The organism is Rhodoferax sp. (genome assembly GCF_028689295.1).
Classification (GTDB): domain Bacteria; phylum Pseudomonadota; class Gammaproteobacteria; order Burkholderiales; family Burkholderiaceae_C; genus Rhodoferax.
Window position 1 is genome coordinate 154,494 of the sequence record NZ_JAQTWL010000006.1, and the last position, 11,847, is coordinate 166,340.

Genomic DNA, 11,847 nt, shown 5'->3' on the forward strand with positions numbered 1-11,847 from the left:
ACCTCATTTTTCGGGAATCACCTTGACCTCATTGACAAAAGACATGGTGGGGAAGCCCCGCAACAGGTCGTTGCTGTAAAAGTCCATCATCATGTAGCCCACATTGAAGCTGATGCGGTCGCCGGGCTTGACCTGGCCAACTACCTCCGAGGCCAGCCATTTGGTCTTGCCTTCGCCGGCGGCGGCGTCGGTGACTTCGATAAAGGTAAAGCTCAAGGTGGTGGCGGCGCTGACCACCTTGGCCTCGTCGGCCATCGCAGCCGACAGCAAGGCGGCAAACAGGGCGGCGCCACACAGCAGGCGCGAGGTCAATTTCATGGGGCTTCCAATCAGGCTGATTAATTCAGTAATGACGCAATGATACGACTGTCGGCTGGCGGCAGGGCAAACCGGCGGCGGTCAAGGCCTTTGCCCCGGCGGGTTGCGCCAGGCGCCGGCGCGCATGGATAAAATGCACCCTTTCACTCTTTCAACCCTTTGGAAGTCAACATGACCACCATGCCTCAATTCATTGAATCTGATTCTGTAACGCAAGCTTTGCAGTCGCAGTCCTGGCGTCCGCAGCGCCCGTCGGGTGCCCGCCGGCTGGTTCATGCCCTGGCCGCCGTGGCGGTGGCCGGACTGGCGGCCGTGCTCGGCGGTTGCGCCAGCGATGCGCCCATCAAGGAGGCGCCGCCTCTGGTCTGGCCGGCGCCGCCCGAGACGGCGCGCATCAAGTTCCTGCGCACTCTGGTGGATGACAGCGACCTGAACCAGGACACGACCGCCAGCCGCAAGGTGCTCAATTTTCTGGCTGGCGAGATGGCGGCCGCCAACCGCATCGTCGAGCCGATGGGCCTTGCGGTGTCTGACGACGGCCACCGCGTCTATGTGTCCGACTTTGCCCAGGGGGCGGTGTTCGTCTTTGACTTCGAGAAAAAAACCTCGCTCAAAATCGGCGCCCCGCGCGACCCGCTGGGCGGCCCCATGAGCGTGGCGCTGGACGGCGATGAAAACATTTACGTGGCGGAGGCGGCCGGCAAGGGCGTGCAGGTGTTCGACCGCACCGGCAAAAAGCTGCATTTCATCACCGACAAGTCGATCGAGCGGCCCATCGGCGTGGCGGTTGACAAGGCGCGCGGCAAGCTCTATGTGGCCGACACCGGGCGCGCCGAATCGTTCGAGCACACCATCAAGGTGTTTGACTTGCAGGGCAAGCTGCTGAGCAAGATCGGCAAGCAGATTGGCGACGTCGAAGGCTCCTTTTTGTTCCCCACCTGGATCACGCTGGATGCCCAGGGCAACCTGTATGTGTCTGACACGCTCAACTCGCGCATTCAAAAGTTCGACCCCGACGGCAAGTTCCTGCGGGTCTTTGGCAAACGCGGCAATTCCCCTGGCCAGTTCGACAAACCCAAGGGCCTGGGGGTGGACACTTTTGGCAACCTGTATGTGGTCGATGCCGGCTGGAGCAACGTGCAGATCTTCAATGCCAGGGGCGAGATGCTGATGTTTTTTGCCGGCCGCGGTGCCCTGCCGGGGTTTTTGCAAAACCCCACGTCGCTGGCCATCGACAAGCAGAACCGCATTTATGTGGGTGATTCGCTCAACCACCGGGTCAACGTTTATCAGCTGATCAACACCACCGCCGAAGACAGCGCCATCAAGGCCGCCGACGACGCCAAGGCGGCTGAAGCCGCCAAAACCGCAGAGCCGGCCAAGAAGTAAAACGCGCCAACGCCGCTCATCGGGGGCGCTGACTGCAAGGTCAGCGCCCTTTGTTTTGCAGGTTACCAAACCGTAACATCCACCTGTTTTCAGCCGTTAGCCGGTTACCAAAATGAAACCAATGCCACCCCATTTGCCCGCCCCAAAGGCTGCCAGGCCGTTCTTCCCCAGTGGCGGCGCAAGTTGGCCCGCCTTTTGCTTATACTGATCCGTCCGGGGTTGTTCCGGGACCTTCATTTCAAACCAAGGAGCATTTCGTCATGAAAGTTTTAAAGAGTGCATTAGCCGTCAGCATGGTGCTGGCAACCATGGGTACCGCCATGGCATCCACCGGCGGTACTGGTATCACCGGCACCCGTCACGATTACGCCACACGTACCAACTATCTGGGCTCGCAAACTGGCGGCCGTGCCGGCTTGGCCAATTCGGCTGGTCAGTGCATGTATTGCCACACACCGCACAGTGCCACCACCACCAATCTGCTGTGGAACAAGGAACTGGGCAACACCAGCTACACCTGGGACATCTCCCTGACAGACGGCGGCACCACATTCGCTACTTTGGCAGCTGGCTACAAAGGCCCGTCAGTCAAGTGCCTGGCCTGCCATGACGGCGCCGTTGCCATTGGTGACGTTGCCCTGGCCCGTGGCAGCTTGAATGCCACGCTGAACAGCTTCAAGGTCGGCGACATTCCCACCAGCTACAGCACGACGATCAGCACTGCCACCTTCACCTCGACGGCTCAACGTCCGCAGTTCATCATCGGCTCTGCCGGCAGCCTGGCTGGTACCCACCCCATCGGCATGCCTTACCCGCTGGCTAATGCTGTTGGCACCTACAACGGTGTGACCACCGGTGGCAGCGTGGTGCTCAACGAGTTCCAAGCCAACCCGCACCAGATCAGCTCCGGCAGCGCCGGCGGTGGTTTGGCTGTCAGCGCAAGCTACCCTGCTGCCAATGGCGCAGGCAACCAGGCCGCGCTGATCAAGCTGTACCAGGACAACGGCACCAACATCTCGGCCGGTACCTCGGCTGGCTTGACCGGCATGGAATGCTCCACTTGCCACGATCCGCACAACAAGCAAACCGTGGACGACTGGATGCTGCGCGGCACCAACAACGGCTCCACCCAGGCCAGCGGTTACATCTGCCTGCAGTGCCACATCAAATAAGCTAAGCCCAGCGCTTTCTTATCCCGCGCAAAGGGCGCTGACTTTCGGGTCAGCGCCCTTTTTTCAGTCACGCAGTGGAACTCCCGGCATGCAATAGACTCGTAACTTGTACGGTTAAAATTTGGTAATGTGCAGCAGCAATATTGGTTGATCTGATGGCTTTGAATGTCCCGAGATTTCGGCAGCACCTGGGCCGCATGCTGGCCTTGGCCCTGGTGCTGGTGCTGGTGCTGGCGGCCTGCAGCGCCTCCCCGCCGATGATGGCCATGCTGTTCGACATGCCCCCGCCAAGCGAGCAGGTCTCCAACGAGCCGCCGCCGCGCCAGCCACGCCGCACCGTGCCCAAGCCGCAAGTGCTCATCATTTCCGCAGAATATGTGGCCATGGTGGAGGGCCTGCTCAAGACCGGCGCACCGCCCAACTGGCCCGACATCTTCAAGAAACTGCCCAAGGACGACGACGACAACATCGACTGGTCTGCCGCGCTGGCGAGCAAGGCCATCAGCCCCAGCGGCATCATCAATGCCAGTGACACCGACGAGGGCAAAACCTCCGAAGACGACATCGAGCTGTCCACCTCGGGCAAACCGGCGCGCATGGTGATCTTCTCGCACAAGGTGCACACCCAGTGGCTCACCTGCACCAACTGCCACAACGCCATCTTCAAGCGCGAGGCCGGCGCCGCCACCATCACCATGGAGGCCATCGACGAGGGCAAGTACTGCGGTGTTTGCCACGACAAGGTGGCGCTGGCCCAGCCCTCGGGCTGCAAGGGCTGCCACAAGCCGATCAAAAAATCATGAAGGTCCTACTCTTGTGCAGACTCATGGCCGCTTGTCTGCTGCTGGCGCTGGCCGCGCCTGCGCTGGCGGCGCCGGTGCTGGGCGACATCACCTTCGAGCGCAAGACCAAGGGCGAGGAAGACTTTCCGCCGGCCATTTTTTCGCACTGGAATCACCGCGTCAAGTACAAGTGTTATGTGTGTCACAACAAGAAAGTCGGCTTCGAGATGAAGGCCGGCAGCGCCAAAATCACCATGGCGCTGATCGATGAAAAAAAGTTCTGCGGCGTCTGCCACAAGGGACAGCCCGCCTTTGGCGTGGGCTTTGAGAGCTGCTCGCGCTGCCATCGCAAATGAGGTCTTTGCCCCCCTGGTCCATGCCCTTGTTGCTCGCCCTGGTGGCAGGCGCGGTGCCTGCCACCAGCGGGGCCGCCATCGACTGGAAGTTTGGCCGTGGCAAGTGGACCGGGGGCGTCGGGCTGCGCTACGACCAGTCCAGCCAGTCCAGGGAATCTGACAGCAGCAGCCTGAGCACCTCGAGCCGGAACCTGCGCGAATGGTTTTACCTGCGGGGCAGCGGCCTTTATGTGCTGGACCCGCGCCTGGTCAACGCCAGCCTGGGGCTGCAACTGGGCCTTAACCAGAACTCCTACAGCGGCTCGTATTCAGACAGCAGCGCCGCCGACCAGGCGATCGGCTACAACCTGGATGCCAGCATTCTGGAGCAAAAGCCCTACCCCATGCAGCTTTATGCCAACCGCAGCCAGACCGAGGCCAACCAGGACTTCGGCGCGCGCACCGAGGGCACTTTTGAAAACGTCGGTTTCAGCCTGAGGCTCAAGGAAGACAGCTTTCTGCAAAACTGGGGCGGCCCGTGGCTGAGCGCCGACCTGCGCGTGCGCCAGGAGCGCCGCCACGACACCACCACCTATTTTGAGCGTGTCAGCCAGCGCGACCAGAGCCAGAGCACGGTCGAAGTGTCTGCCGACAAAGGCTTTACCACGGCCGACCTCAGGTTTCGCTACCTGGCCAACGAGCTGAGCAACGCGGAGCAGCCGAGCAACCGGTCGCAGAGCGCCAACCTGTTTTATACCCAGGACTTCGGCCCCGGACTGAACCGCAATTTTGGCTCCAGCCTGTCGTATTCAACGCACAGCGGGCTGCTGCCCAGCAACACGCTGGCGGCCACCGGGACCCTGCACATCGCGCATTTGACCAACCTGTCCACCGACTACAGCTACATCTTCAGCAATGAAGAGATCGAGGGCGTGAGCACGACGCAGCACAGCGGCAGCTTCTCCTTGTCGCATCGTCTGTATGAAAACCTCATGACGTCCGTGGCGCTGAGCGGCAACCAGATCACCCTGCCGGTTGGCACGCTGACCAATTACAGCGGCCAACTCAGCCAGAGCTACCAGCACAGCCTGCCCGGCGGCGGCGGCTTGAGCATGAACTGGTCGGGCGGCTACCAGCGCGACGTCAATGCGCTGAGTGTCGGCGTGGTCAATTTCTTTGAGCAGGTCGAGGCGACCGCGCTGGACCAGGTTTTTAAGCTGAGCAAGACTTTTGTGATCGAAAGCAGCATCAGGGTGTTCAACGTGCAGGACGCGCTGGATATTCGTGAGCTTGCGCTTGGCACCGATTACACCGTGGAGCGGGTCGGCAATGATGTTTACATCACGCTGATCCAGGACCCGCTGTCACCCGATCCGCCGGTTGCGCTCGGCGACAAGCTCCGGGTGACCTATGATTTCGAGCTGGACCCCAGCCTCGAGTACGAGACCCTGAACGCAGGTTATGGTGTGGCGGTGGACTACGGCTGGATCGGGGCGACCTACCAGCACCAGCAGTCGGAAAGAACCCCGCTGGTTGGTGAAGCCCGCTTTTTGAACAGCACCAGCAGCGACAGTTTTGGTCTCAGCTTGCGCGGCGGCTGGCGCGGTCTGCAGACAACGGCCAGGGCCAACCATGTGCGCAGCATCAGGACCGATGTTGCGGGCCAGACGCAAGAGGACACCACCCGCCTGTCGCTGCAAGGCAGCGGGCGCATGTATGAGATGGATGCGCTCGGCAACGCAAGTCTTGATCGCTACCGCGCGCCGCTGCAGGCTTATGACCGGGCCCAGGTCACGGCGTCACTGCGTTGGCGGCCTGCCAATAACTGGGACATGGCGTTCAGCGCCGATGCCATCAAGGTGCGCTACCAGATGCCCGACAGCCAGACCACAACGCTCACGGCCCGCAGCTCGATCAACTGGCGCACGTCTGGCGGCTGGAACAACACCGCCTTTGTGGGTGTCGCCAACAGCACCGGCAGCGGGGGCGGCAACACCTCGGTGTTGCAGGTGGGCGCGCGCACACGCTGGGGCTGGGGCCAACTGGCGCTTTCTTCGGGCGTGACTTTCGACTACCTGACCACCGGCGGCACGCAGTCCGCCAGCCAGCGCTTCGACATTGCCATCACGAGGTCATTTCGATGAGCCACGCTTTCAAGAGCTGGCTGGTGGCCTTGTCGTTGCTGCTGCTGGCCGGCGGCTGCAGCAGCCCGCCGCCAGCGCCCGCCCTGGACCCCGCCGCCCTGGCCGCCCTGGTCTGGCCCAAGCCGCCCGAGCCGCCGCGCATCAAATACCTGCAAAGCGTGGCCGGGCCGCAGGACTGGGGTGTCGAGCTGCCCTGGTGGCGGCGCCTGGCCGATGCCCTGACCGGCGCCGCCGCGCGGCAGTTTGTGCGGCCGTCTGCGGCGGCCGAGGCCGCTGGCGTGCTCTATGTGGCCGACCCCGGATCTCAGTCGCTGTGGCTGCTGGACCGGCCGCGCAAGCAGGCCAGCCAGATCACCACAATTGAAGGCGAGGCGCTGGTGTCGCCGGTGGCGCTGGCGCTGCGCGCGGATGGCGCCGTGTTTGTGGCCGACACCGCGCTCAACAAGGTGTTTTTGCTGGGCCGCGACGGCGCGCTGCTGCGCACCTTTGCCAGCCCGGAGCTGGAGCGCCCGGCGGGTGTGGCCTGGAGTGAGGCCGCACAACAGCTCTATGTGCTCGACTCCAGGCGCCACCGCATCACCGTGTTCGACGGCAATGGCACGGTGCTGCGCCATTTGGGCGACAGCGGCCGTGGCAACGGCCAGTTCAACTTTCCCACCCATATGGCGCTGGCGGCAGATGGCGCGCTGGTGGTCACCGACGCGCTGAACTTTCGCATTCAGGCGCTCGGCCCGAACGGCGATTTCTTGTGGAAGTTTGGCCACAATGGCAACGGCAGCGGCGACTTTGCCGCGCCCAAGGGCGTGGCGGTGGACGCCGGGGGCCACTACTATGTGGTCGATGCGCTGTTTGATGCGGTGCAGATCTTTGACCAGAGCGGCCAGTTGCTGCTCGCCTTTGGCGAACGCGGCGAGCAGCCGGGCCAGCTGACACTGCCGCGCGGCATATTTATTTCCAAAGAAGACAAGGTCTATGTGGCCGATGCCTACAACCAGCGGGTACAGGTGTTTCTGGGCGCCATTGCGACGCAAAAGGAGCAAGCAAAATGAACGCCAAATTTGACTGGAATCGCCTGCGGGCCGGGCTGCTGGGGCTGTTGCTGGCAGGGGTGGCCGGCTTGTACCCGGTCCAGGTCATGAGTGGCATTGCCAATACCAGGCACAACCTCACGCCATCGGGCCCGGGTACCGTCAAGGTGCCAGAGACCGAGCCCGCCGGCACCTGCGTGTTTTGCCACACGCCGCACAACGCCAGCCCGGCAAGGTCGCTGTGGAACCGGACGCTGTCAGCCGCCACCTACACCCTTTACACCAGCTCCACGCTCAAGGCCGTGCCGACGCAGCCCACCGGCAGTTCGCGCCTGTGCCTGTCGTGCCACGACGGCACGCTGGCCATGGGCACGCTGCTGCGTTCACCTGGCGGCGTGCAGTTCACGCTGGACAAGCTCACCGGTGCTGGCGTGCTTGGCACCGATTTGTCCAATGACCACCCGATATCCTTCACCTACAACAGCCAGTTGGCGACAGACCGCGGCGAACTGGTGGACCCCATCGGGGCGCCCAGCACCCTGCATCTGGACGTGAGCGGCCAAGTGCAGTGCACCAGTTGCCACGACGCGCATGTGGAGCGCGCCAAGTTCATGCGCTTTGACCCGGTCAAGGGCGCGCTGTGCACCACCTGCCACCGGCCCACGGGCTGGCCCAGCGTCACCCCTAACCCGCTCCAGGGCCACGCCAGTTCTACCGCTGAGTTTCGCGGCACCGAGACCGACACCAACCCCTGGCCCAGCGGCGGCTACACCACGGTGGAAGACAACGCCTGCCTGAACTGCCACCGCTCCCACGCGGCCGGCCATGGCAAGGGGCTGCTGGCGCAAACCGGCGAGGCGGCCAATTGCACCGTGTGCCATAGCGGCTTGGTGGCCAACACCAACTTCAATTTAAGCGCCGAATTCACCAAAACCTCGCGCCATACGATCGACATCGACCCCTGGACCCACGAGCCCAAGGAAGATGCGAGTCTGATGCCCCGCCATGTCAGTTGCGCCGACTGCCACAACCCCCACGCGGCCGATGCCAGCACCGCCACGGTGCCCAATGTCACCGGGCCATTAAAGGGCGTGCGCGGCATCAACCAGGCTGGCAGCCCGGTGGCGGCGGCCACTTTTCAGCAGGAGGTTTGCTACAAGTGCCACGGCCTGAGCCAGGCCACCACCACCAGCATCACGCGCCAGGACAACGAGCGCAATGTGCGGCTGGAGTTCGACCCGGCCAACGCGTCTTATCATCCGGTGGCGGCAGCGGGGAAAAACCTGACCATCCCCAATAACAGCTTCGTGGCGGGCTCGGGCCTGACGTACCTGAGCCGGATTGGCTGCGGCAGTTGCCATAACAACGATGGCTGGACGGCGGGTGGCACCAATCCAGCCGGTCCGCACGGCTCCAACTATGCGCCGCTGCTGGAGCGCAACTACAACAGCGCCAGTACCGTGATCGAGTCGGCCACTGAATTTGCGATGTGCTACAAATGCCACGACCAAAACGATTTGCTGACCACGACCGTGCCCGGCAAATTCCCGCATGCGAAACACCTGAGCACCAGCGTCAGCCCGACTTCATGCGCCACCTGCCACGATGCGCATGGCTCACGCACGCAGACCCGCCTGATCAATTTCGTGACGTTTGATGTCGGCGGCATTGCGGTGGTGACGCAGTCGGGCGGCAACCCCATTACCTTCAACCCGGCGGCCAAAAGCTGCACGCTGATGTGCCACGGCAACGATCACAACCCCAAGACCTATTGAAAACTCACGGATGGCGCGAGGAGTTGCTTGGTGGAGAAATGGTTGTCATTGCGAACGTAGCTCCGTCATTGCGCACGCCCCTTCGTCATTGCGAACGAAGTGAAGCAATCCATGCCTCCAATCTGCATGGGCTGCCGCGCTACGCTCGCAGTGACGGGGACGTCATTGCGAACGAAGTGAAGCAATCCATGAATTCCGGACTGCATGGATTGCCGCGCTACGCTCGCAATGACAGCATTTATACATGGACTGCCGCGTTACGCTCGCAATGACAGCCTTTGTGAATGGCCTGCGCTACAGCAAACCCGGATACAAATCGTCCCACAACGGATTCATCCCTTCGATCAACGCCATTTTTTTCGCGCGTGACCCGGCTTTGAGTTGTTTCTCTCGACTTATCGCATTCACCATGCTTGCATGCAATTCAAAATAGACCAGTGTGTGCACGGCATATTGCTTGGTAAATCCATCAACCAGATTGTTCTTGTGCTGCCAGACTCGCTTGATCAGGTCGGATGTCACGCCCACATAGAGCGTGCCCCGGAGTTGACTGGCCAGGATGTAGATGGCGGGCTGCATGGGCTTGGTGTGGTTGGTGATTTTCTGAAATGTAATGCACAAAACCAAAGTCATGGATTGCTTCACTTCGTTCGCAATGACGGGAGTGTGTTCGTAATGACGGGGCTGTGTTCGCAATGACGGGGCTGTGTTCGCAATGACGGGGCTGTTTTCGTAATGGCCACGCTGCGCTCGTGGTGAGGAGGTTGCGCTCGTAATGACGAGGCCGGTTGTCACTGCAATGACTACAGGATTGTCATTGCGAGCGTAGCGTGGCAATCCATGTATTCGGAATTCATGGATTGCTTCACTTTGTTCGCAATGACGGAGATGAGGTTCGCAATGACGGTAATGTTCTCAATGACGACACGCACCAGGCGCGCCACATGGTGCGGTAAGCGGCTTCGAGCTGGCGGGTGATGGCGGCGGGGTCGCATTCTGCGGCGGTCATGCGCTGGCGCAGTGACTGGCGCACCTCGTTGAGCTTGGGCAGGTCGTTGGCGAACTTCACCGCGCACTGCAAATACTCGTCTTCACTGTGCGTGATGAACTCGTCCAGATCGACGCGTGACAGGTGGGCGGCGCACAGGCGCGATACCGCATGGCTACCGGCCAGCGTGATGACCGGCACGCCCATCCACAGCGAATGCATGGTGGTGGTGCCGCCGTTGTAGGGGAACGGGTCGAGCGCCAGGTCGATTTTGTGGTGAAGTTCCAGATACTCGGCCATGGCCACGCGCGGCTGCAAGATGAGCCGCTCAGGGCCAATGCCCGCTGCGCCGAACAAATCTGTCAGGCGCTGGCGGATGCCGCTGTCAGTCACATTGCCCAGCAGCAGCCGGGCTTGCGGCAGGGCGAGCAGAATGCGCGCCCACAGGCTGACTACCGCCGGGTTGAGCTTGTTGAGCCCGTTCAGGCAAGCCAGCACCAGCTCACCAGAATGCAAGGCTGGCAGCGCATTCACATCGGGCGCATCGGGCTCGGGCGCAAAAGCCATGCCGCCAGGAATGCGCACCAGCGTTTCGCTGTGGTAGCGCTCGGTCAGGCCCACGGGGTCTTGCCAGGGGTCGCTGATGCGGTAATCCATGGCGCTCAAACCGGTGCTGCCGGGGTAGCCGATGTAACTGGCCTGCACCGGCGCGGGCTTGCGGGCAAAAACCGGCAGGCGGTTGAGCGCCGTGTGGCCCGACAGATCGACCAGGATGTCGATGGCATCAAGACGGATGCGCTGGGCCAATTCATCGTCGCTCAGGCCACTGCAAACCAGCCAGTGGTCCATGGCGCTGGCAATGCGCTGGGTATGCAGGTCGCTGAATCTGTTGTTGCTGTAGCCAAAAATCTCAACTTGCGACTTGTCATGGTGGGCCAGGATGGGTTCCAGGAAATAGGCCACCGGATGGCGGTGAAAATCCCCCGAGACATAGCCCACCTTGAGGCGGCGCTCGGGGTCGCGGCTGTTGGTGTGCGGCTGCCAGCCGGGCTTGAGCGGCGCCTCGATGCGCTCGGCATAACGCAGATGTTCCTGGAACAGCTCGGCGGGAGAACAGGTGCTGAGGTTTTGCAGGGCAAACAACAGGTTGCTGAAGGCGCGGGCGTTGTCCGGCAGGTGGTTCAGCACCTTGCGGTAAATGGCAACCGCCTCGTCCAACTGGCCCTGTTGCAGCAGCGCCCGCGCCAGGTCGAGGTAGGCGTCGGCGTAATTGGGCTTGAGCACCAGCGCCTGGCGGTAGTGGCTGATGGCCTCATCGAACAGGCCCTGGTCTTGCAGCGCCTTGCCCAGGTTGTAGCAGGCGCCGGCAAAATCAGGTTGCAGCGCAAGCGCCCGGCGGTAGTGCGCAATGGCCTGGTCCAGCCGGCCGTGGTGCTTGAGCGCATTGCCAAAATTAACGTGCACGCCGGCATCATCGGGGTCGCGCAGGAGCGCCTGCTCGAAGCACTCAACAGCCTGGTCCAAGTGCCCCAGCGCATCCAGCGCCGTGCCCAGGTTGCCGTAGGCGGCAGTTGAGTCCGGCTGGCGCACAAGCGCCTGGCGGTAGCAGGCAATGGCGTCATTCAACCGGCCTTGCAGCATCAGCGCATTGCCCTGGTCAATGAGGCTGGCGGCGGCATCAGGCTGGCGCACGGGCGGCCGGGGCAAATGGCTGGCTTGCGTTGGCCGGGTGCCGGTGCCGACTGTTTGAGGCGCGGCGGCGTTGCGCTCGCAACAGTGCTTGTACTTCTTGCCGCTGCCGCAGGGGCAGGGGTCGTTGCGGCCGGGTTTGGTCATTGCAGGTATCCTAAATCAGGCCCGATGCCGCGCACAGATTGCCGCGTCACGACGTTCCTCGCAAGGACGGTTTTATTGGC

10 protein-coding genes are annotated in these 11,847 nt (G+C 62.2%); 7 read left to right on the top strand and 3 right to left on the bottom strand.

Annotation, left to right across the window (positions count from 1 at the left end; all coding sequences use genetic code 11):
- Positions 1–3 precede the first annotated feature (3 nt).
- Positions 4–318: a hypothetical protein gene (locus tag PHF15_RS07720; protein ID WP_300120138.1), complete on the bottom strand. Its 315-nt coding sequence runs from the start codon at positions 316–318 to the stop codon at positions 4–6.
- Between the two features lie 171 nt (positions 319–489).
- Here PHF15_RS07720 and PHF15_RS07725 point away from each other — a divergent pair, with 171 nt between their 5' ends.
- The 7 genes from PHF15_RS07725 to PHF15_RS07755 all read left to right on the top strand — a co-directional run bounded on the left by PHF15_RS07725 (position 490) and on the right by PHF15_RS07755 (position 8,943).
- Complete coding sequence (locus PHF15_RS07725) at positions 490–1,707, top strand: SMP-30/gluconolactonase/LRE family protein (RefSeq protein WP_300120139.1); 1,218 nt, start codon at positions 490–492, stop codon at positions 1,705–1,707.
- Between the two features lie 260 nt (positions 1,708–1,967).
- Entirely contained in the window at positions 1,968–2,879 is a 912-nt protein-coding gene (locus PHF15_RS07730; RefSeq protein ID WP_300120140.1) for a cytochrome c3 family protein, read from the top strand.
- 197 nt (positions 2,880–3,076) lie between these two features.
- A complete protein-coding gene (locus tag PHF15_RS07735) occupies positions 3,077–3,682 on the top strand; it encodes a cytochrome c3 family protein (RefSeq protein ID WP_300120141.1) in 606 nt (201 codons plus the stop codon).
- Positions 3,679–4,017, top strand: coding sequence for a c(7)-type cytochrome triheme domain-containing protein (locus PHF15_RS07740; protein WP_300120142.1), 339 nt, complete (start codon positions 3,679–3,681; stop codon positions 4,015–4,017). Before PHF15_RS07735 ends, PHF15_RS07740 begins: the two co-directional genes overlap by 4 nt.
- Before the next feature lie 20 nt (positions 4,018–4,037).
- Positions 4,038–6,140 (top strand): hypothetical protein, encoded by a 2,103-nt coding sequence (locus tag PHF15_RS07745; protein ID WP_300120143.1) that lies wholly within the window; start codon positions 4,038–4,040, stop codon positions 6,138–6,140.
- Complete coding sequence (locus PHF15_RS07750; protein ID WP_300120144.1) at positions 6,137–7,189, top strand: hypothetical protein; 1,053 nt, start codon at positions 6,137–6,139, stop codon at positions 7,187–7,189. The genes PHF15_RS07745 and PHF15_RS07750 overlap by 4 nt, the downstream gene beginning before the upstream one ends.
- The gene (locus tag PHF15_RS07755) at positions 7,186–8,943 is read left to right on the top strand and encodes a cytochrome c3 family protein (protein ID WP_300120145.1); all 1,758 of its coding nucleotides are present in this window, start codon (positions 7,186–7,188) and stop codon (positions 8,941–8,943) included. The genes PHF15_RS07750 and PHF15_RS07755 overlap by 4 nt, the downstream gene beginning before the upstream one ends.
- 294 nt (positions 8,944–9,237) lie before the next feature.
- Here PHF15_RS07755 and PHF15_RS07760 read toward each other — a convergent pair whose 3' ends face one another.
- Both PHF15_RS07760 and PHF15_RS07765 read right to left on the bottom strand, forming a co-directional pair.
- A complete protein-coding gene (locus PHF15_RS07760; protein ID WP_300120146.1) occupies positions 9,238–9,576 on the bottom strand; it encodes a GIY-YIG nuclease family protein in 339 nt (112 codons plus the stop codon).
- Positions 9,577–9,808: 232 nt separating this feature from the next.
- Complete coding sequence (locus tag PHF15_RS07765) at positions 9,809–11,767, bottom strand: tetratricopeptide repeat protein (protein ID WP_300120147.1); 1,959 nt, start codon at positions 11,765–11,767, stop codon at positions 9,809–9,811.
- Positions 11,768–11,847 lie beyond the last annotated feature (80 nt).